The organism is Melghirimyces thermohalophilus (assembly GCF_900102685.1).
Taxonomy (GTDB): domain Bacteria; phylum Bacillota; class Bacilli; order Thermoactinomycetales; family DSM-45169; genus Melghirimyces; species Melghirimyces thermohalophilus.
Genome location: NZ_FMZA01000007.1, coordinates 110,382 through 130,558 on the forward strand (window position 1 = coordinate 110,382; position 20,177 = coordinate 130,558).

28 protein-coding genes and 1 pseudogene are annotated in these 20,177 nt (G+C 50.8%); 23 read left to right on the plus strand and 6 right to left on the minus strand.

What is annotated here, in order from left to right; translation table 11 throughout:
• The first annotated feature begins 14 nt into the window (after positions 1-14).
• From BLP91_RS06865 to BLP91_RS06880, 4 genes are all read left to right on the plus strand, one after another.
• On the plus strand, positions 15-1,169 hold the full coding sequence (locus BLP91_RS06865) for an MBL fold metallo-hydrolase (protein ID WP_091568119.1): 1,155 nt from the start codon (positions 15-17) through the stop codon (positions 1,167-1,169).
• 49 nt (positions 1,170-1,218) lie between these two features.
• The gene (locus BLP91_RS06870) at positions 1,219-1,446 is read left to right on the plus strand and encodes a sulfurtransferase TusA family protein (RefSeq protein ID WP_091568120.1); all 228 of its coding nucleotides are present in this window, start codon (positions 1,219-1,221) and stop codon (positions 1,444-1,446) included.
• A 61-nt stretch (positions 1,447-1,507) separates the two neighbouring features.
• Positions 1,508-2,296, plus strand: coding sequence for a sulfite exporter TauE/SafE family protein (locus tag BLP91_RS06875; RefSeq protein WP_091568123.1), 789 nt, complete (start codon positions 1,508-1,510; stop codon positions 2,294-2,296).
• A gap of 32 nt (positions 2,297-2,328) precedes the next feature.
• Positions 2,329-2,592 (plus strand): metal-sensitive transcriptional regulator, encoded by a 264-nt coding sequence (locus tag BLP91_RS06880; protein WP_091568125.1) that lies wholly within the window; start codon positions 2,329-2,331, stop codon positions 2,590-2,592.
• A 40-nt stretch (positions 2,593-2,632) separates the two neighbouring features.
• On the opposite strand, the gene BLP91_RS06885 is transcribed toward BLP91_RS06880, so the two are convergent.
• Positions 2,633-2,899 carry a metal-sensitive transcriptional regulator gene (locus BLP91_RS06885; protein ID WP_091568128.1) on the minus strand — a complete coding sequence of 89 codons (267 nt, stop codon included), beginning with the start codon at positions 2,897-2,899 and terminating at the stop codon, positions 2,633-2,635.
• Positions 2,900-3,177: 278 nt separating this feature from the next.
• Here BLP91_RS06885 and BLP91_RS17070 point away from each other — a divergent pair, with 278 nt between their 5' ends.
• The 5 genes from BLP91_RS17070 (at position 3,178) to BLP91_RS16365 (ending at position 5,412) form a co-directional block, all read left to right on the plus strand.
• The gene (locus BLP91_RS17070) at positions 3,178-3,765 is read left to right on the plus strand and encodes a cupin domain-containing protein (RefSeq protein ID WP_245662171.1); all 588 of its coding nucleotides are present in this window, start codon (positions 3,178-3,180) and stop codon (positions 3,763-3,765) included.
• Between the two features lie 80 nt (positions 3,766-3,845).
• A complete protein-coding gene (locus tag BLP91_RS17075) occupies positions 3,846-4,064 on the plus strand; it encodes a helix-turn-helix domain-containing protein (RefSeq protein WP_245662172.1) in 219 nt (72 codons plus the stop codon).
• 168 nt (positions 4,065-4,232) lie between these two features.
• Positions 4,233-4,640: a Gfo/Idh/MocA family protein gene (locus tag BLP91_RS17080; protein WP_245662173.1), complete on the plus strand. Its 408-nt coding sequence runs from the start codon at positions 4,233-4,235 to the stop codon at positions 4,638-4,640.
• A gap of 41 nt (positions 4,641-4,681) precedes the next feature.
• On the plus strand, positions 4,682-5,068 hold the full coding sequence (locus tag BLP91_RS17085) for a Gfo/Idh/MocA family protein (RefSeq protein ID WP_245662174.1): 387 nt from the start codon (positions 4,682-4,684) through the stop codon (positions 5,066-5,068).
• A 194-nt stretch (positions 5,069-5,262) separates the two neighbouring features.
• The gene (locus tag BLP91_RS16365) at positions 5,263-5,412 is read left to right on the plus strand and encodes an oxidoreductase (protein ID WP_143003487.1); all 150 of its coding nucleotides are present in this window, start codon (positions 5,263-5,265) and stop codon (positions 5,410-5,412) included.
• Between the two features lie 281 nt (positions 5,413-5,693).
• On the opposite strand, the gene BLP91_RS06900 is transcribed toward BLP91_RS16365, so the two are convergent.
• Entirely contained in the window at positions 5,694-6,059 is a 366-nt protein-coding gene (locus BLP91_RS06900) for a hypothetical protein (protein WP_091568131.1), read from the minus strand.
• Between the two features lie 286 nt (positions 6,060-6,345).
• Between BLP91_RS06900 and BLP91_RS17515 the strand changes: the two genes are divergently transcribed.
• The 4 genes and pseudogenes from BLP91_RS17515 (at position 6,346) to BLP91_RS06910 (ending at position 9,990) form a co-directional block, all read left to right on the plus strand.
• On the plus strand, positions 6,346-6,438 hold the full coding sequence (locus tag BLP91_RS17515) for a YdhR family protein (RefSeq protein ID WP_425412187.1): 93 nt from the start codon (positions 6,346-6,348) through the stop codon (positions 6,436-6,438).
• Entirely contained in the window at positions 6,407-6,664 is a 258-nt protein-coding gene (locus BLP91_RS06905) for a YdhR family protein (RefSeq protein WP_425412188.1), read from the plus strand. Before BLP91_RS17515 ends, BLP91_RS06905 begins: the two co-directional genes overlap by 32 nt.
• Before the next feature lie 204 nt (positions 6,665-6,868).
• Positions 6,869-7,182 (plus strand): annotated as a pseudogene (locus tag BLP91_RS17090) (MFS transporter); the annotation flags it as partial.
• Between the two features lie 753 nt (positions 7,183-7,935).
• Complete coding sequence (locus BLP91_RS06910; RefSeq protein ID WP_091568133.1) at positions 7,936-9,990, plus strand: thioredoxin domain-containing protein; 2,055 nt, start codon at positions 7,936-7,938, stop codon at positions 9,988-9,990.
• A 110-nt stretch (positions 9,991-10,100) separates the two neighbouring features.
• On the opposite strand, the gene BLP91_RS16715 is transcribed toward BLP91_RS06910, so the two are convergent.
• A complete protein-coding gene (locus BLP91_RS16715; RefSeq protein WP_176757879.1) occupies positions 10,101-10,268 on the minus strand; it encodes a hypothetical protein in 168 nt (55 codons plus the stop codon).
• Positions 10,269-10,428: 160 nt separating this feature from the next.
• On the opposite strand from BLP91_RS16715, the gene BLP91_RS06915 reads away from it, so the two are divergent.
• The 3 genes from BLP91_RS06915 (at position 10,429) to BLP91_RS06925 (ending at position 14,910) form a co-directional block, all read left to right on the plus strand.
• Positions 10,429-11,976, plus strand: a complete 1,548-nt coding sequence (locus BLP91_RS06915) for a carboxypeptidase M32 (RefSeq protein WP_091568136.1) — start codon at positions 10,429-10,431, stop codon at positions 11,974-11,976.
• 144 nt (positions 11,977-12,120) lie between these two features.
• On the plus strand, positions 12,121-14,334 hold the full coding sequence (locus tag BLP91_RS17375) for an amino acid carrier protein (RefSeq protein ID WP_176757880.1): 2,214 nt from the start codon (positions 12,121-12,123) through the stop codon (positions 14,332-14,334).
• A 129-nt stretch (positions 14,335-14,463) separates the two neighbouring features.
• Positions 14,464-14,910 carry an SACOL1771 family peroxiredoxin gene (locus BLP91_RS06925; protein WP_091568139.1) on the plus strand — a complete coding sequence of 149 codons (447 nt, stop codon included), beginning with the start codon at positions 14,464-14,466 and terminating at the stop codon, positions 14,908-14,910.
• Positions 14,911-14,984: 74 nt separating this feature from the next.
• On the opposite strand, the gene BLP91_RS06930 is transcribed toward BLP91_RS06925, so the two are convergent.
• Both BLP91_RS06930 and BLP91_RS06935 read right to left on the minus strand, forming a co-directional pair.
• Positions 14,985-15,188 (minus strand): YhzD family protein, encoded by a 204-nt coding sequence (locus BLP91_RS06930; protein ID WP_091568141.1) that lies wholly within the window; start codon positions 15,186-15,188, stop codon positions 14,985-14,987.
• A 90-nt stretch (positions 15,189-15,278) separates the two neighbouring features.
• On the minus strand, positions 15,279-16,064 hold the full coding sequence (locus BLP91_RS06935) for an IclR family transcriptional regulator domain-containing protein (RefSeq protein ID WP_091568144.1): 786 nt from the start codon (positions 16,062-16,064) through the stop codon (positions 15,279-15,281).
• A 177-nt stretch (positions 16,065-16,241) separates the two neighbouring features.
• Between BLP91_RS06935 and BLP91_RS16375 the strand changes: the two genes are divergently transcribed.
• The 7 genes from BLP91_RS16375 (at position 16,242) to BLP91_RS17120 (ending at position 19,119) form a co-directional block, all read left to right on the plus strand.
• Complete coding sequence (locus BLP91_RS16375; RefSeq protein ID WP_143003490.1) at positions 16,242-16,424, plus strand: hypothetical protein; 183 nt, start codon at positions 16,242-16,244, stop codon at positions 16,422-16,424.
• Positions 16,425-16,492: 68 nt separating this feature from the next.
• A complete protein-coding gene (locus tag BLP91_RS17265; RefSeq protein ID WP_281220460.1) occupies positions 16,493-16,624 on the plus strand; it encodes a hypothetical protein in 132 nt (43 codons plus the stop codon).
• A 24-nt stretch (positions 16,625-16,648) separates the two neighbouring features.
• Entirely contained in the window at positions 16,649-17,830 is a 1,182-nt protein-coding gene (locus tag BLP91_RS06940; protein ID WP_091568281.1) for a thiolase family protein, read from the plus strand.
• 19 nt (positions 17,831-17,849) lie between these two features.
• Positions 17,850-18,275, plus strand: coding sequence for an Nramp family divalent metal transporter (locus tag BLP91_RS17105; protein WP_245662175.1), 426 nt, complete (start codon positions 17,850-17,852; stop codon positions 18,273-18,275).
• 197 nt (positions 18,276-18,472) lie between these two features.
• Positions 18,473-18,625, plus strand: coding sequence for a hypothetical protein (locus BLP91_RS17110; protein WP_245662176.1), 153 nt, complete (start codon positions 18,473-18,475; stop codon positions 18,623-18,625).
• A gap of 4 nt (positions 18,626-18,629) precedes the next feature.
• Positions 18,630-18,809, plus strand: coding sequence for a hypothetical protein (locus BLP91_RS17115; protein ID WP_245662177.1), 180 nt, complete (start codon positions 18,630-18,632; stop codon positions 18,807-18,809).
• Positions 18,757-19,119 carry a hypothetical protein gene (locus BLP91_RS17120; protein ID WP_245662178.1) on the plus strand — a complete coding sequence of 121 codons (363 nt, stop codon included), beginning with the start codon at positions 18,757-18,759 and terminating at the stop codon, positions 19,117-19,119. Before BLP91_RS17115 ends, BLP91_RS17120 begins: the two co-directional genes overlap by 53 nt.
• 104 nt (positions 19,120-19,223) lie before the next feature.
• Here the strand turns inward: BLP91_RS17120 and BLP91_RS06950 are convergent, their stop codons facing one another.
• Positions 19,224-20,132, minus strand: coding sequence for a cupin domain-containing protein (locus tag BLP91_RS06950; protein ID WP_245662179.1), 909 nt, complete (start codon positions 20,130-20,132; stop codon positions 19,224-19,226).
• Positions 20,133-20,177: the final 45 nt, after the last annotated feature.

Sequence of the window (20,177 nt, forward strand, 5' to 3'; positions counted from 1 at the left end):
AGGAGGAGAAATCGATGTCTATTAAAACTATCACGGTAGAAAAACTGCAAGACAAAATCGCGGACGGGGAAAACCTGTTGATTCTAGACGTGCGCAACCCGGAGGATTTTCAGAACTGGAAAATCGAAGGGAAAAACGTCCAGAATCTGAACATTCCCTATTTCGATTTTCTGGATAATGAAAAAGCGGCGGAATCTCACTTGTCCAAGGAGACTGAAGTGGTTGTCGTTTGTGTCAAGGGCGGCTCCTCGGAAATGGTAGCGGAAATGTTGGCAGATCAGGGGTACGATGTTTTCTCCCTGGAAGGGGGCATGCAAGCCTGGGGCGATTTTTACACATTCCAGCCAGTGGTTGAGGACAGCGACATCAGCCTCTACCAGGGGATTCGTCCGGCTCGGGGCTGCCTCAGCTACGTGATCGCTTCCCGGGATGAGGCGATCATCGTGGACCCGCTGCGCCATATCGACCGTTATTTGCAATTTGTGAAGGAAAAAGGGCTGAAGGTGGTCTCGGTGCTGGATACCCATGGACACGCCGACCACATCAGTGGAGGGCCTGCCCTGGCCAAAGAGTTGGATGTGCCCTACTACTTGCATCCCTACGACGGTATCCATCCCATCGACATGCTGCCGGCGGGTATCTCCTACGAAATGGTACAGCCGAATCAAGAATTTAAGGTGGGTTCGACTCGGATCAAAGCTCTGCACATCCCCGGTCACACCCTCGGTAACATCACTTACCTGATCAATGACCGTTATCTGTTGAGCGGCGACTCAATCTTTCTGCAGTCGATCGCCCGTCCCGACTTGGGTGGTAAGGGGGAGACCTGGGCGCCAGTCCACTATGAATCCCTTAAGCGGCTGTTGGAGCTGCCGGACGAGACCGTGGTTCTGCCCGGTCACTTCAGCAGCCCACATGAAGCTGACGAGAACGGTCTGTATACGGGAACACTGGGTGAACTAAAGCAAAGCAATGACGGATTGCGCAAGGTTCAAGAAGGAAAAGAGGCTTTCGTTCAATATATCCTGTCCAGCTTGCCCACGTTCCCGCCTCAATACGTGGATATCAAACGGGTGAACGCCGGCTTGCTTCAGGCGGACGAGGATAAAGCATCCGAACTGGAACTGGGCCGCAATATCTGTGCCCTGTCCCAAGCTTATGACGACTGAAATGCTGAAGGTTGGTTCTATATATCTAGAAGAAAAAAGGAGAGGAATCATGAAAGCAGATCTAGTGATCGATGCGAAGGGATTGTCCTGCCCGATGCCGATTGTGCGGGCGAAAAAAGGAATCGATGGGCTGGAAAGCGGCCAGATCATGAAATTGGAATCGACGGACAAAGGCTCCCTGAACGACTTTCGCAGTTGGGTGAAACAGACTGACCATGAACTGCTGGATGTTCAGGAAGAGGGTGGGGTCTACACCTTCTACGTGAAAAAAGGTTGATTCTCCACGGGGAAAGGGCCGATCCCTTTCCCCCTTTTTGTAAGGGAGGGAGAGAAACTGCATGTCTATCGAATTGATTTTGGTGATGTTCTTGATCGGTTTTTTGGGTTCCTTTTTATCAGGCATGCTGGGGATCGGGGGATCGATCGTCAAGTATCCAATGCTTCTCTATCTACCCCCTCTATTCGGCGTGGCCACCTATACGGCACAAGAGGTGTCCGCTCTGGCCATGGTCCAGGTGTTCTTTGCCACCCTGGGAGGGGTTTGGGCTTATCGAAAAAGCGATCTGATCGACAAACGATTGGTGCTGGATATGGGGATCAGCATCGTGATCGGGAGTCTCATCGGTGCTTACGGTTCCAAATTTATTCCTGGTGAGGCGGTCAATTTGGTCTACGGCATCATGGCGGTGATCGCTGCAGTTATGATGCTGAAACCCGGCCGTAAGGAGAACGAAGAAGGAGAAGCGACGGGAGAGCCTCTCACCTATCCCCGTGGGATCGGCGTGGGTTCCTCCTTTATCGTTGGGATTTTGTCCGGAATCGTCGGCGCAGGAGGCGCCTTTATCCTGATCCCGATCATGATTTCCGTATTAAGAATCCCGCTTCGGGTCACCATCGCTTCATCTCTGGCTATCGTCCTGCTTTCTTCCATCGGTGGTATGACCGGGAAAATCTTAGCGGGACAAGTCATTTGGGCTGAATCGACCATTCTGATCGTCAGCAGTCTCCTGGGTGCCTCCTTTGGCGCTAAAATGGGACAGACCGCCAAACGTGGTTTCCTTCAAGGGACACTTGCTACACTTATTCTGCTGACGGCTGTGAAAGTCTGGTATGATATCCTGTTTTAATTCTGTTGATCATTCAGAAAGGAGGGATAGAGATGACATATCGGAAAGAACAACTCAACCGGCTCCGACGGGTGGAAGGACAGATGCGAGGGGTGCTGCGGATGATCGAGGAGGAGAAGTCCTGCAGAGAGGTGGTGGCACAACTTTCGGCAATCCGAAACGCGATTGATCGATCAGCGGCCATCCTTGTCGCAGACAACCTGAAGGAATGCCTCCAGGAAGCACAGAATCATCCCGATGATTCCGCCGATCATCTGGTGGATGAAGCGGTACAGCTGTTGGTAAAGAGTCGTTAACATGCAAAACGGGCCCGCCCCAGGGCCCGTTCTTTAAACATTAGCGGCTTTTTACAAGCAGGTTTATGGCCTCCTGGACCAGTTTTTCAGTATCGCCTTCTGGGCCGTTTTTCAATTCTTCACGGATGCATTGTTCCAAATTACGGCTGACGATATAGGCAGTGGCTCGATCGACGGCGGAACGGATCGCGGAAAGTTGTGATACGACGTCCTTGCAGTTCTTTTCCTCTTCCATCATCCGCAAAACGCCCCCGATCTGCCCTTCGATTCGACGCAGACGGCGTTTCATATCGTCGGGGTATTCCATGGTCTCATGACTCCCTGTCTGAAATGAAATAGTTGTACTCCTATATGTATGATAGGGAATGGGCGAAGGGATGTCAAACGCGAGTCCTCATGTTTGGAAAGAGAGCACCCACGACTGAGGAGTAACACCGGTTGCAAGTTTCTCTTTTGCGTTTTTCATTGGTGAATTTTTTGGTTATGTTATGTTAACATGGATCAGCATACAAGATGGATTACTTATGAGTGCAGATCAGCCGCTCTCTCCGCTCAGTCGCCATGTATCATGGGGAGTACAGGGGGATGCATGTGTCCTTATATCGATGGATATCGGGAAAAAACTTTTTGAACCAGTATGCGATTCGGTTAGATGATCACGGAGCTGTTTTCCATATCCATTATTGGGGTGTGGTGCCAAAACACTTTGATAACCCGACGCATAAACCTTCTTTTTTTGAAGTTTGTTATGTGGTGGATGGGAACGGAACGTATATCGATGATGGCGTTAACTATCCCTTAAAGGAAAACGTCATGTTTTTTTCAAGACCCGGTATCTTGCACCAGATTAAAAGTGAGAGCGGGTTATATCTTTTATATGTTGGGTTTGAATTATTGAAGTCGCAATCGAAGGAAAAATGGATCCGAAGGATGGAGGAAGCGGAACAATGTCCTGAGGTGGTTAAACCGGTACAATACGACATAACCGCTTCGTCTCTCTGGAAATCCCTCCTGATCCAAGCTGCTCAACCCATACATGGCTTTTTCGAAGAACTGTTAACCCATTTGGCCTATGCTCTCATTCTTTCCCTGTTGCAAACCTTCGTCCCCTATTTACAAAACGATGATCACAAGACGTCGGCCAAAACCTCCTCTCTGCTTCTCAATCAATAAAGTTATACATCAAGGATAATCTATCTTAAAGGTTAAAGCTGACGGATGTCGCCGGTTATTTACACGTATCCGGTCGCCACTTGTCCCGAATCTTCGTTTCTGAATCAGGAATCAATTTCTCAATTTTCCTCCAAAAAGAGCGATTACAAAAAGCGTCCACTTTGCTGAAATCAACGGATTTATCTATCAATCAGATTGCGGAGAGAACCGGTTTTTCAACCGTTCATTATTTTACTCGCGTTTTTACTTCTACCATGTTCACCGGGACGATTCCGATCGACATATATAAAATCAGATGAACAGAACTACGGTCGATAGCATGGCGAACGTTCTCTTTTTCGGGGTTCATATGAAACGATGTCTTTATCAGACAATGATCTTGTCTTCACAATGAAAAGACAGGATCGTTGTCTTTTTTTTATACTGATGAAGGAACATTCCGTCGGTGACTGGAGAGGAGGAGACCCATGACAAAACAGAGTGTCGATTGGGGGTATTTAAGCACAGCGGCGATCACACAAAAATGGATGATCCCTGCGCTTCAGCAGGCGAAGAATGCTAACCTGGCTGCCATTGCCAGCAGCAGCGGAAAATTGGAAGAAGTGGCGGAGAAATTCCACATCGAAAAAACGTACCATACCTATGAGGAACTGCTGTCTGACCCGGAAATCGATCTGGTTTATATTCCACTGCCCAATGGTTTGCATGCTGAATGGGTGAGAAAAGCAGCGGAAAGTGGAAAACATGCGCTTTGTGAAAAGCCCGCGGCCCTGACCGCCACGGAAACAAAAGAGATGGTTCAGGTTTGTGAGGATCACCGCGTGTTATTAATGGAAGCGATGAGTATCAGTTTCATCCCCAGCATCAGAGGGTGAAGGAAATTATCGATTTCGGAGAAATCGGCGAGGTTCAATTGATGAGGTCCAGCCTGTCATTTGTCCTTCAACAACTGGAAGGGAACATTCGTATGAGTAAAGAGTTGGGCGGGGGAAGTTTGTACGACCTGGGCTGTTACTGTATTCATGCGATCCGAAGCATCATGCAGAGAGAACCGACGAAGGTTTACGCCGTGGGAAATCATCACCTGGATTATGTCGATTTATCGATGGTTGCCGTCATGGAGTTGGAAAATGGGCGAAAAACGGTGTTTGATTGCGGCATGAATATGAGCGACCTTCGTCAGTCTTATGAGGTGGTCGGGAGCAAAGGGAAAATCGACGTACCCATCGCCTATGTCCCGCTGGCTGATAGGAAAGGTTTTGTCCGAGTTGAGACGGATCATGCTCCAAAAGAGAAGAGATGATCCTGGGAGATCCTTACACCATAGCGGTTGAACATTTTTCCCATTGTGTGCTTACCGGAACGAAACCTATACAGAAGAAGACTGTATCCATAGTATGAAAGTGCTTGAGGCATGTTTTCAGTCATTAGAAACCGGAACGCCGATTCAACTTTGATTAAGTTCTTTGACCGATATACGATGCCTTTCGAGCTGAAATGAAAGCATTTATTCAGTCGATAGTGGACAATCGAGAAGGTTGCGTGAACGGAAAAGATGGCTTGCAAGCGGAGCTGATTGCCCATGTGGCCCATCGATCCTTAACAGAGGGCCGGCCGGTGAGAATCGGCGAAGTGGAGTCTGAATGAGTAGGATACATCAGCACGATGGAGACTGCTTATGCCTTGCGAAACTCCCGCGGAGAAAAACCGATCACGATAATACGCCGCCCCTGTGTGGACAGGTTACGGCGTTTTTGCTTCTTCATTCAGGTCCAACCGTGAGTGATCTCCCAAATCTCTTACCCCTTTCACCTCATAGGATCTCAAATTCCTATCGTTCGTTATATGTAAAGAGCAAGCGGCCATCACCTTTTTTTCATCAGCATCCGAATTAGATCCCCGAAGGTTTGGGGTTGACTGGAAACCATTTAATCGATTTTGGATTCCATTTTCCTCATTTCCTTTTGCATATCGCTCAGTTCTTCTTCAAATCGAAGGGAGGCGGCTTCCTTAGAGGAGAGACCTTCTTCCTGTACTAAAAATTCTACAAAATCATAATGGTAGTTGACATCTGTTTTGAGCTCCCGGGCGGCAATCTCCAATGCTTGGGCTAATAACCAAGCGTCTTTGATATCATCTGTATTTAATTGAATATGTGGTATTTCCCTTCCCTGAAGGTTATTGTAATGAGTTCCTTCAAAATGGATCTCAATCGAATAACCATTGGTATGATATCCGGAACGGATGAAAATCTTTTTCTGCCCGCTTCCATCTGTGATGTTCAGATTCTTCACATGTTTGCCTCCTCAATCTATTTTTACTCTTTGATCGGTACGAGCGTCCTATGTCAATTCTTTTTTTACGATACAATCGGAGCCAACCCTTAAAAGGATTTCAACCTTGTTGTCACAAATTCCCGCTAATATACGAAGATCTGTTTGTACAATTGATCAAGGAAAAGGGAGCGTGAGTACTAACATGTTTTTGGATAAACTGTGTACCAACTAATTTCACGGCGCTTGTCACCACGGATAATAAGTAATACAGTAAAATGGCTATATTTTACAAGTGGATTTTAAAATGGATGGACCATTTGGTGACGAGATGGTGGAAGCATTTTCTAATCTACACAAAAGTATTAATGAGGGAGAAGGATTTTTATGGAAAATTTAAACGGAAGATCGTGAGGCAGAAGGAAGCTGGTGGGATTTATCTGTTTGAGTCAAAAGAATCCGCTCATAAATATTTAATGATAAATACAGAGAGATTAAAGGGATTTGGTATTGAGCCGGTTAACGGGGAAATATTCGAAGTGAATGAAGGATTGACTCAAATCAAATGGTCTCAGTTAGAACATCGAGATATCGTTGAAGTTTCTTACCGAAATAGGGCGATGTAATTGAATAAAGAGCGTGGCAATCACCAGTGACCCGGTTCCCCAGGTAGTAGCTAGGTACCCAGGCAATCACCGGTGAAAGGTCGCAGTAACAAGGTTAAACAGCCCCAAAAGGTGAATTCTGGGGCTCTTGAATTTTCTTTCGAGGGGACAGGTATCACCCAGTTCCTAAGCTTCTTGACCGGATGGCTCGGCGTACACGTTTCAGCGGTACTGTACAGCATTGGTTTCGGTTCGGCGCAGCCGTCCTACAAGCGGCGACGATCCGTTTTGTCCACCCGCACCGTAAAGGGATAGCCAATGCTTCTTTTTCGACCGACCTCGGCATCGGGCTGGGAGCGATCATGTTGGGCTAGGTTTCTCAGCACATGAACTATCAGATAATATTTACGGTCAGTGCTGTGTCGGTTGCGTTTTCCCTGTTGCTGTTCATTTTCTTTGTGAAACGTTTGTTAACAATGAAAGGCATGGCCCCATCAAACATCCGCTTTCTTCCTCAGAAACAAGGTGACGCCCCTTGACTATAAGGTTTGGTCAATTGGAAAGCTACAGCGGTTTCCTCATGGGGTCTTGCTTTCCACGACGCCTCCCGGCAGGCAAGTCGGCAGCCATGGGTTGTAAGAAAATTGTTCGGAAATCTCGTATTGACTTGGAGTTGACTCCAGGTTGGAAACTCCCCATTGATCCGTAGTGAAAAGGCCTATGAGCGAGTACTGGATTCCGACGTGCGGTATCGGTTCGTGATCGACATCAGCACGATGGATACCTCTTAACCATGCGGGTTGCTGCCGATGCTGTCGCATTACGTCGTGGCGTTAATGTTGCGATAAATACTCATAAGCCCGGCTAGCCATGAAGTGTTCCAAGATGCAAAAGGAACTGCGCTAAAATAAGCGCGGTTCCTTTACTTAATCACGGTTTTGATCTTGATAGTCATCGCCGACTTGAAATACCCGATTCGATAACATAACGTGTCATGTAATTGTTCAACTTAGAGATCGGAATTGTGAAATATCATCCGGTTACCATCTCCATCGACAGGATGATCGATAAGGTCGGTTCGTGGCGCCCCAAATAATGACAGGATGACGGACCCGATCACAAAGATGTGGAGCCGAGGGGAAAAGTGTCTAAAGTGTCTAATATGGCGAAAAAAGTGTGTGAAAAATATAAGAGCAAGTGAGTAAGTGATAAAGGTAAAGTGAGTAAACAAGTTTTTTGGTTAACCTGTGATATGTTAAGATGTACCAACAATAAGAAGAGGGGGTGGTCGGATGAGTGAACCGAATCGACTGTTCAAGGAAAAATCACCGTATCTCTTGCAGCACGCCCACAATCCGGTAGATTGGTATCCTTGGGGAGATGCGGCGTTTGCGAAAGCGAAGAAGGAAGACAAGCCGATCTTCCTCTCGATCGGATACTCCACCTGTCACTGGTGTCACGTGATGGCGCGGGAATCCTTTGCTGATGAGGAAGTGGCCCATCTCTTAAATAAAGAATACGTCTCCGTCAAGGTAGATCGGGAAGAACGGCCGGATGTGGACAACCTTTACATGTCGGTCTGCCAGGCCTTGACTGGACACGGAGGGTGGCCGCTGACCATTATCATGACCCCGGACAAAGAGCCGTTTTTTGCCGGGACATATTATCCCAAGCAGGCGGTCCAAGGCATGCCGGGGTTGCTGGATGTGTTGGCTCAGGTGGCCCAGGCCTGGAAAGAGGAACGGGACAAGGTGCTGGAAGCGGGACGGAAGATCACCCATGCCATCCAGAGCCAGTTGAAGATCACCCATGCGGGGGAGGTGGGTCCAGAGGAGATGGACGAGGCCTACCAGCATTTCAAATCCTCCTATGATCCGCAATATGGCGGTTTCGGCCAGGCGCCGAAGTTTCCCCGCCCCCATGATTTTCTCTTTCTGCTTCGCTATGGGAAGAAGAATAATGAGCCTTTTGCTCTGTCGATGGTGGAGCATACCCTGGAGGCGATGCGGCGGGGTGGGATTTACGATCAGATCGGATATGGGTTTGCCCGTTATTCGGTGGACCGGCACTGGCTGGTTCCCCATTTCGAGAAAATGCTGTATGATAACGCGATGCTCGCCTACGCTTATCTGGAAACCTACCAGGTGACCCGAAAGGACTTTTACGCCGAGACAGCACGGGAGATCTTTACCTACGTTCTTCGGGATATGACGTCGCCGGAAGGCGGTTTTTATTCCGCCGAAGATGCGGATTCGGAAGGAGTGGAAGGGAAATTTTACGTTTGGACACCGGAGGAAGTCCAGGAGGTGCTGGGGGAAGAGGAGGGCGAACTCTTTTGCGAGTACTACGACATCAACGACAAGGGCCATTTTGAGGGGAAAAGCATCCCCAATCTGATCGACCAGTCCTTGGCTGATTTTGCTGCCCGGAAAAATTTCTCCGAGTCCGATGTGCGGAGCTGGCTGGAGAAGTCCAGAAAAAGGCTGTTTCAGGCTCGGGAAGGGCGGGTGCGCCCGCATAAGGACGATAAAATCCTCACTTCCTGGAACGGCCTGATGATCGCTGCCCTGGCCAAAGGAGGCCGGGTACTGGGGGACGAGAGGTACATCGAGGCAGCGGAAAAGGCCGCCCAGTTCCTACTGGAGAAGCTTCGGGACAAAAAGGGCCGCCTGCTGGCCCGGTACCGGGAGGGGGAGGCGGCGATCCTCGGTTACCTGGATGACTATGCCTTTTTCATCTGGGGGCTGATCGAGCTGTATGAGGCCTCCTTCCGACCCAAATACCTGAAGTTGGCCCTGGAACTGAATCGAAAGATGCTGGAGCTGTTTCAGGATGAGGAAGCGGATGGGCTTTATTTCACTGGGAAAGACGCAGAGGAGTTGCTCACCCGGACCAAAGAGATTTACGACGGAGCCATCCCCTCAGGCAACTCCGTGGCTGCTCTCAATCTGGCCCGACTCGCCCGCCTGACAGGGGACACGGAGCTTCGCGACCAGGCGGATCGGCAGATCAAAGCGTTTGCCGGGTCGATCAGCAACGCGCCCATGGCCTTCAGCTTTTTCCTCACCGCCGTTCAGTTTTTTCAAGGCGAACCGAAAGAGATCGTGATCACCGGACCGGCTGGAGACGAGACCACCCAGAACATGCTCCGGTATGTACAGCTTCAGTTTTTACCGGAGGCGGTGTTGTTATATAAACCAGAGGGGGAAGGGGACCAGCTCAGCCGGTTGGTGCCCTTCACCATGGAGCAGCGGACGGTTGACGGTCGTGCCACCGCCTATATCTGTGAAAATTTTGCCTGCCATACACCGGCTACCAGCCTGACCGAACTGGAAAAACGGCTGTAAAAGCGCCATAAAAACCCGACCTCGTAAAAGGGGCCCGGGTTTTTTCTTTCGCCTGCGGGAAACCGAAGCCGGAGGTGATAGGGTCATCGGGGGCAGCATGGAGTCTCCCGTTAAGGAATTTTGGATGATGATGTTTCTGTCGGATTGCGGAGGGTGCGACGGTCGAGGATCCGCTCACTGCCGCAATACCAACATCGGTCCGCCGGATATTCTTCCATTAAAAAGCGGCCTTGGCAGTGTTGGCATTGATATTCCGTTGGCACAAACCGTTCTTTCATCCGTAACTCTCCTTTTCTCTCATTGTCTTTCTAGTATCGAAGGCTGCCAGAATGATAGAGAATGATGTGATTATATATAGCAAAAAAGACAATGATTGTGCTTGTCCCGTGCAAATGAAGGCATTGGCCCGATTGCCCGTTGAAGATAAAGAGGAGTAACATGGAATTGATCGCTATCCGATCGAAGGAGGGGTTGAATATCGAAACGAAGCTGAATGAACTGAAGGAGAAGTTGTCGGAGGTGTATGACCTGGAAGGGGTTATCGCTCTCCTAGATTGGGACCAGTCCACCTACATGCCGACAGGGGGTGGAGCGGCCCGAGGTCGGCAGATAGCCGTGCTGGAAAAGTTGGTCCACGAAAAAATGACCGACCCAACCTTAGGGAAGCTTTTGGACGAATTGTCTCCCCTGGAGTCGGAGCTCCCGTATGATTCCGACGAAGCCGGGCTGATCCGTGTCGCCCGTCGAAAGTTTGAGAAGGCTTCCAAAGTACCCGCTGCGTTTATAGCGGAGTTTGCCAACCACACGGCGGAGACGTTTCATGTGTGGACCGAAGCCCGTCCGGCAGATGATTTTTCCAAGGTGGCGCCCTATCTGGAGAAAACCTTGGAATACAGCCGGCAGATGGCGGAGTTTTTCCCCGGTTACGAACACATCGCCGATCCCCTGATCGATTTTTCCGATCCTGGACTTCGGACTTCGGAGCTGAAGACGCTCTTTACCGATTTGCGGGAAGAGCTGGTCCCGCTGGTGAAGGCGGTCACCGATCGAGAACCGGCGGATGACACGTGTCTCACCCGGTCTTATCCCCAGGAGAAGCAGTGGTCCTTCGGTCTCGATGTGATCAAACAGTTGGGCTATGATTTTGAGCGGGGACGGCAGGATAAAACCCATCATCCCTTTATGACCAAATTTTCCCTCGGAGACGTGCGCATCACCACCCGACTGAAGGAGAGGGATCTGGGAGAAGGGCTGTTCAGCACGATTCACGAAGCGGGACACGCCATGTATGAACAAGGGATCACCGAGGGGTATGAGGGGACGCCCTTGGCTGAAGGGGCCTCCTCCGGTGTACATGAGAGCCAGTCCCGGCTGTGGGAAAACATCGTCGGGCGCAGCCGGGCGTTTTGGGAGTATTTTTATCCCCGGTTGCAGCGGACATTTCCCGATCAATTGAAGGATGTCTCCCTGGATACCTTCCACCGGGCAGTAAACAAAGTGCAGCCTTCCCTGATTCGCACCGAGGCCGACGAGTTAACCTATAACCTGCACGTGATGATCCGCTTCGATCTAGAGTTGGCACTCCTGGAAGGAAAGCTAGCGGTGGAGGATCTACCGGAAGCTTGGCGAGAACGGTACCGACAGGATCTGGGGGTCGTGCCTCCCGATGACCGGGACGGCGTGCTGCAAGATGTCCATTGGTACATCGGCACCATCGGCGGTGCGTTTCAGGGTTACACCCTGGGCAACATCTTGAGCGCTCAGTTCTATGAAGCGGCGCTGGCTGCCCATCCCGAAATCCCCGATCAGATTCGCCGCGGGGAATTTAACGGGCTGCGGGGTTGGCTCACGGAACATCTATACCGGCACGGGGCCAAGTATACGGCAGATGAACTGACCCGGCGTGCGACGGGCTCTCCCCTCTCTATCGATCCTTACATTCGATATCTCAAACATAAATTTACCCAACTCTATCTTGAAGAGTAAGTGATTCGGCCGGAGGGGTATACCTTCCGGCTTTTATGAAAAATAATTGATCGATGATTCCTTTTTTTATGAGAAATTTGACGGGCTGTCGGATGCATACTATCATGAGGAGTATTCACGTCATTGCATAAAGGAGAGTTGTTAGTGAATTTGTTTAATCAGTGGGTGGCCGATTTGTCGGCTTGGATCTGGGGACCGCCCATGATTATTTTCCTCTTGGGTGGCGGACTCTTTCTTACGTTTCGTTTGAAGTTCTTTCAGTTTCGATTTTTTGCCCATGCTATGCGCCAAACTGTCGGAAGAATCAGGCAAAACACCGACCACCTGGAGGGAACATTGACCCCGTTCCAGGCGTTTACTTCGGCGCTGGCGTCGACGGCGGGAGCGACCAATATTGTCGGTGTGGGAGTCGCTATCGCCATCGGCGGACCTGGGGCCATGTTCTGGATGTGGGTGATCGCCCTCATCGGGATGGCGAGTAAGTACAGCGAGATCCTGCTCGGGGTGAAATACCGAGAAAAAAATGAAGAGGGCCACTTTGTCGGCGGACCGATGTACTACATTCAAAAGGGACTCGGTTGGAAATGGTTGGCGGTGATGTTTGCGGGGGGGCTGATGCTGGAAGTGATCCCCAGCTCCATGGTTCAGTCCAACTCCATCGCTTCCACTGCAAAGCTTTCCTTCGGATGGCCCACCTGGGTGACAGGGATTGTGATGACCATCCTGACAGCGATCGTAGTGTTTGGCGGCGTGAAGCGAATCGGCAATGTGGCGGAGAAGATCGTTCCCATTATGGTGATTGTCTATCTATTAGGAGCCATCGGCGTGATTTTGATCAACATCGATCAGCTGCCCGGCGTCTTTCGCGATATTTTCGTCTATGCTTTTACCCCGATTTCCGCTACCGGTGGTTTTGCTGGCGCTGGCGTGATGCTGGCGATCCGTTGGGGGATGGCTCGAGGGGCTTATTCCAACGAAGCAGGGATGGGGACTGCTTCCATCGCCCACGCCACCGCCCAGACGGACCATCCGGCCCGGCAAGGGTTGTGGGGACTGTTCAGTGTGACGATGGACACCTTGGTCATCTGCACCGCCAGCGGTTTGGCTGTGCTGTCCGCCGGCACCTGGACGCAGGTGGACAGCACCGGCGGGGAAGCGGCGCTGGCACATACAGTTTCCCTCGCTTTCGGACAGTTGTTGGGACCGACTGCCGGTGGACTGTTCGTCTCCTTTTTCCTGCTCATCTTCGTGATGACCACGGTTGGGGTGTTGATCTTTTATGGGGAAAAGCAGGCGGAGTATCTGTTCGGTTTAAAATTTTCAAAATTTATGCGTGTCATCTATGTCTTGTCCATGTTTGCCGGAGCAGTGGGAGGACTCAAATTCGTCTGGCAGTTCTTGGACATCTTATTGGCCGCGATCGTGGTGCCCAATATGATCGCTCTGTTATTTATGAGCAAAGAAGTGAAAGAGGAGACGGAAGACTATATTGAAAATGTATACAAAAAGGAGAAAGAAGAGAGAGAAGGCGAGCTAAAACAGGAAATCTCATGGCGCAAGTGGAATCATGAACAGGGTGTGAGATTTGTTCAAAGGAGGCGATCTTCAATGACCCGGACGTACTCGGTGATGAAAGAGGCGGAACCCTTTTATTTTCCGGGGAATAAAACCGGTATCCTGGTCCAGCACGGATTTACCGGAACCACCCAAAGCATGCGGCCATTGGGGGAACACCTGGCGGCGTGCGGGTACACCGTATACGGACCGCGTCTCAAAGGTCACGGGACTCACTATGAGGAGCTGGAAGGCACCACTTATCAGGATTGGGTCCATTCCGCTGAAGCTGGTTATTGCAAACTGAAGGAGACCTGTTCCGAAGTATTTGTCGTTGGCCTGTCCATGGGGGGCACCCTCGCCCTCCATCTGGCCCATCGCTTTCCGGAGACCCGGGGCATCGTCTTGATCAATGCGGCGTTGGAGATTACCAATCTGGATCAATTGGTCACCTTGAAGGAACCCCGTTTTCTGGATGCCATCGGATCCGACATCAAAGCGGAGGGGGTTGAGGAGCTGGCTTATGAGAAAATCCCGCTGAAGTCGGTAAAGGAATTTGCCGAATTGGCGACCCGAACCAGGGAGAAAGTCTCCTCGATCTCCACTCCGACCTTGATCCTGGTCTCCCGTGAGGATCATGTGGTTCCTCCTGCCAACTCCCGATGGATCGAGGATCAACTTCGATCGGAGGACAAAAGGGTGGTAACGCTGGAGAACTCCTACCATGTGGCCACCTTGGACAACGACAAACAGCGGATTCAACAGGAAACGGAAGCATTTATCCAAAACCGGGCGCAAGCTTAAACGGGTTTTCCCGTGATTCGTCAACGGGCAATCACCCGTTGGCGTTTTTTATGGTATGGTTTTTGTTGAGAAAAATAAAGGGTATCCCATGAAAAGGGTACAACAATACACGTGAAAAGGTGGGGGATCATGGCGCAACATGAATTTCATCTGACAGCAGAGTGGAACGGCGGCCGAAATGCGGAAGGAACGATCCGCGCTGGCAATTTGGATACGAAGATCTCCATCCCGAAGGAGATGGGAGGTCCGGGAGTAGGGACCAACCCTGACGAAATGCTGATCGGAGCGGCCGCTACCTGTTATTTGATCACTTTGGCGGCGATGTTGGAGAGAAAACAGATCCCGGTAGACAAGCTCACCCTGGAAACGACAGGGGTGGTGAGCGAAAACCGGGGACGCCTCAAGTTTGAAAGCATCACCCATTACCCCCATGTGGTGCTGGGTACAGAGGTGACAGAGCAACAAGTGGAGGAAGCCAAAGGATTTACGGAAAAAGCGGAACAATCCTGTATGATTTCCAATGCCCTTCGTGGAAACGTGGAACTGGCGGTCGAAGCCCGTGTGGAAAAAGCGTGATCAAACAAATCCCTGTCCTCGATAGAAGGGGGACAGGGATTTTTACGGTTATATCGGAAGCGCTTTCGACAATGTTACGCCTTCGCCTTTTTGCCTTTGTGGCTCAGGAACTCGACCAGACGCCCCGAGGTGTGCACGATCCGAAAGGGGTGTTCCTGAACATCGTTCTCCCGCAGGATGGCATGCCCTTTTTCCTTCGCTGCAGAATCGTCAGTGGCCTCGATGGGTTCATCATACAGCTTGCTCCCGTCCTGATCATAAACGGTTAAGTGATACAATCGATGTGTCCTCCTTTGCTGTGGTTTGATCCTTTCTATTATACCAAAGAGGAACGCCTTTGCGAAAAGTTCGCAACATGCTAACGGGATTTATCCATGATGGTATCGGATTTGCCGCGTCAAGTCCTCTGCTCCTATGCGCAGCACAGGCAGAAACACTTCCTTCAGCTTCGCTTCCGTTGTGCGGAGGGTGTGGGTGGAAATATTCATGGCGGCAATCGGTTCTTGCTTCCGGTTAAAAATAGGGGCCGCGATGGAGTGAAGACCGGCTTCCAGTTCGTTTTTCGCTTCTGCGTACCCTTGCTCGCGATAGGCTTCCAACTGCGCTTCCAATTCATCGAAATCAGTGATGGTCGCGTCAGTAAAGGCTTCCACCGTCGCCGATTCCCAGACTTGTCTCCTCTCTTCTTCCGGCAGCCAAGCGACCAGGGCTTTCCCTAGAGAAGTGGCATAATACGGCAGACGCGAGCCGACGCGCAGGTTGGCTCCGATGATTCGCTCGGCTGCGTTTACTCGGGAGACGTAGACGATTTCCGCTTCATCCAACACCGCCAAATTGGTCGATTCCTTCACTTGGGTGGCGATCTTCTCCAAGATCGGGTGAGCCAGATCCGGAAGGTTGAGAGATTCGAGATAATGGGCTCCCAAATCCAAGGTTTTGGGAGTCAGCTGAAAAAACCGTCCCTGATGCAAGCGCAGGTAACCTAGGTCGACGAGGGTAAGGGCGAAACGACGCACCGTCGCCTTGTTGATTCCGGTCTTTTCTTCTAATTGCCCCAGGGTCATCGATGTCGCACAAGCATCAAAGGCTTTCAATACAGCAAAGGCTTTAGATACCGAATGGACGAAATAATTACCGGGTCGCTTTTCCGCCATATGTGAAACACGCTCCTTCACCTAATCTTCAGGCATCGAAACAGTTTCCGCTTGGTTGATTTATTTGAAAATTGCTTTTATAATAAATTTGCACTTACGTGATTCGTATATATGTACGCATAGTGTACAATGCGAATGCGATAAACGCAACAGATAGAGGAGAAGGGAGGGTGGTGGTTGCATAAGATCGTATCCGCCGCAGAAGCGGTTTCCCCCATCAACGACGGGGACACCCTCCGCTGTCGGCGGCTTTGGTCTGGTCGTCTGCCCCTTAGCTTTGTTGGAAGCGCATCTGAATCGTGCTGTCTCCGGGTTGACGGTGATCGGCAACAACCTAGGGGGAGCCGGGAGAAAAAATAAAATCAAAAAAGCGATCGGTTCCTATTACGGCCCAAAACGTGGTTGATACCCTGATCACAGAGTATGCAGTGTTTCGGTTTATCGACGGAAACATGGTGCTGGAGGAACTGGCTGCGGGGTGGACCGTAGAACAGTTAAAGGGGATCACAACGGCCTGGATTAGCGTTTCTCTGGTCCTACAGGCGTACAGCATCGCTTAAATTTTGAAGAGGAGGATCCCATTGATCAATCAGGAGTTTGTGGTAGTCAGTGCGAAGCGGACAGCGGTTGGTCGATTTGGAGGATCGTTGAAAACGGTTTCTTCGGGAGGCTTGGCTGCGGCAGTGATCCGGGACGCGTTGGAAAGCACCGGCCTCGGAAACGATACCATTGATGAAGTGGTGATGGGCGAGGTGCGCCAGTCAACAGAATCATCCAATGTGGCTCGGGTGGCCGGATTGCGGGCGGGCCTGTCCCTGGAGACACCGGCCTATACAATTAACCGCTTGTGTGCCTCCGGGATGCAAGCTGTGGTCTCCGGTGTTCAGCATCTGGCGTTCCACCCGGAGGAGATCGTGATCGCCGGCGGTACAGAAAATATGAGCCGTGCCCCTATCTATCTACGCAATTCCCGCTTCGGGGAAGGCAATCCCTATCTGGTCGATTCCAACATGGAAAATGGACAACAACCGATCGAAATGTACGGGAAAGATCTAGGGATGGGAATGACGGCAGAAAATGTAGCCGAAAAATACGGGATCTCCCGGGAAGACCAGGATGCCTTCGCTCTGGAGAGCCAGCGCCGCGCCAAACAAGCGTGGGAAACAGGCAAATTTGACGAGCAGATCGTCCCGATCGAGGTGCAAAAGAAAAAAGAAACTTTCGTATTCTCAAAAGACGAACACATGCGTGAAACCAATATGGAGAAGCTGGCTAATTTGAAACCGGTGTTCAAAAAAGGCGGATCGGTCACCGCCGGCAATGCCTGCGGGCGCAACGACGGCGCCAGCGCGATCGTGTTGATGACCAAAGAACGCGCGAAATCGCTGGGGTTGAAGCCAATCGCCAAGATCAAGGATTGGTCCGTCGCCGGTGTCGACCCTCGCTATATGGGAATCGGGCCGGTTCCCGCAGTGAAACAGCTGTTAAAGCGGAGGGGCTTGCAGCTGGCGGATATCGGACTGATCGAATTGAATGAGGCCTTCGCCGCTCAATCCCTCGCCGTGATCCGAGAATTGGACATGGATATGGAAAAAGTGAATGTAAACGGCGGAGCGATCGCTCTGGGTCACCCCCTTGGAGCGACGGGAGCGGTGATCATGACCAAGCTGATCCATGAGATGAACTGCCGGCAGGAAGAACTGGGCCTGGCGACATTATGTGTCGGAGGGGGGCAAGGGATGGCTGTTTTGCTCGAATCCGCATAAAGGTTAGGAGGTGCCCTCCTTGAAAACCGAAGTGAATCAACCGCAACTACTGACACCCCCAACGACATGGAAAGAAAAATGGAAGCATACCGGCCCCGGTCTGGTGGTTGCTGCCACGGGGGTAGGAACCGCTGATTTGGTCACCTCGCTGGTGATCGGCACCTCCTTTGGCCTGACCTTCGTCTGGGCGGTGATTGTCGGCGGAATCCTAAAATATTTCCTGAACGAAGGCGTCGGCCGGTGGTATCTGGCGACAGGGAAAACGATCCTGGACGGCTGGCACTCCCTCGGTTCTTGGGCAACTGGGTATTTCGGCGTCTACTCCATCATCTGGGGGGTTGTCTACGGTGCTGCCGCCACCTCCACATTGGGGATGGCGATGCATGCCATGTTTCCGGTCATGCCGTTGTGGGCGTGGGCCACGCCATCGGCGGTTTCCTTTTGATCTGGTCTGGTCGCTACCTCTTGTTTGAACGTGTAATGACGGTGTTGATCGGGAACATGTTTCTCACGATCATCGGGACCGCTACCCTTTTTTTACCTAGTTTTGGCCAATTTGCGAGCGGTTTTATCCCCGTGTGCCGGAAGGTTCCTTTATGTTGATGCTCGGCTTGATCGGAGGAGTGAGCGGAACCATCACCCATGTCCTCCTACGGCTATTGGCTCAGTGAAAAGGGATGGATCGGCAAAGGGTGGATCTCCACCATGCGCATCGATGCCAAGGTGGCCGATACCCTGACGGCGATCTTCGCTATGGTCCGGTCTGATTATCGGGGCGCAGTTTCTCGCCGCTAAGGGTGTGAGCATCCGGGGCGATCAGAGGCTGATCACCTTGGCCAATCTGCTGGGTGAGGAATTTGGTACCCCTATTCGCTGGATGTTTCTGATCGCCTTTTGGTCTGCCGCTTACACTTCCCTGCTCGGGGTTGTGGAACGGGGTTCCTTACCTCTTCGCCGATTTCATCAAGACCATCCGTAAGAAGAAAGAGGAAGGGATCCAGTATGTTTCAGAGAAGGAGCCGGCCTACCGTTTCTATCTCGCGTGGCTCACTTTTCCTCCGATGATCCTTTTCTACTTCGGGAAGCCGGTGGAACTGATCATCATTTACGGAGCGCTGGGAGCGTTGTTCATGCCCTTTTTGGCTGTCTCCCTGTTGCTCTTGTTAAACTCACAAAAAGTAACAGACGCCTACCGCAATCGACTCACAGCTAATTTGGTCTTAACCGGATGCCTGATCCTGTTTGCCTTCTTGGGGGCTCAGGAATTGATGGATATTTTCGCCAAGTAAAACAAGCGATGAGCGCCTGGGGGCGCTCTTTTTGTGACAACGACGATGGATCAGCTATTAGGAGAGGCCCCCTTCAATTCCGCTGTAATATTGCCACGAGAATTTCAATAGGGGTGAGCCTCTGTTTCTTCCTCTTCCATGGCATCCGCCTTCGTCCGATGAACTGTGCCGAAAGGATGTTCTGGAGGGGCGTAAATCGTATAAAGCTTAAGGGGCTGATTTCCGGTATTGATTAAATTATGCCAGATGCCGGCGGGTACCATGATCGCATCATTATCAGATACTCGGGCCCTGAAATCCAATTGCTCTCTACTGCTGCCCATTTGTACTAGGCCTTGCCCTGCTTCAAGGCGCAAGAATTGATCCACATCCGGATGGACTTCTAACCCGATATCATCTCCTACGTCGATACTCATCAATGTCACTTGCAAATGTTTCCCTGTCCATATCGCTGTACGATAGGTGTTATTTTCCTTGGCCGCTCGATTGATATTGATTACAAAGGGATTTTGTCCATGATCTTGCTTCCTGTTGGGCTCCCCGTGTAAGGAGAAGATGTGAAGTTGGTTGGCGTGCTTGGCTTCATTATGACAAGCATTCCAGAATACCCCTTGAAATGGAGAGTGTTGTGTGAGGAAAAGGTGTTTTCGATACTCCTCATAATCTTCTGCTGCCTTTTGGTACGCTTTTTGCAATCCTTCCTGATAACTGTGAAAGGTGATTTTATCGATGTCGTAACGGGGCGTCCTTCCGGTCCAGGAGGTATATAGCTCAGCTAGTCGGTGGAAGTGGGCTTTTTTATCTTCTAAGGTCTGATGGAGCTTCCTTTTCTGCTGGTGATCAGGCGCCGCTTCGGCTAATCGTTGATAAAGATCGATGGCCGTCGCTTCACGATTGATTCCGCTAAGGATGGCTTCTAATATCTGTTGGCTGTGATTTGGATGGTTGATGAACGGAGGAGTGTTTACAATATAAGGATGTGAAGATGGGTACAATCCTCTCATTCCCTTCATGGATGATATAACGTACTCTATGCACAAGGAGTAGGCGATGTGCCT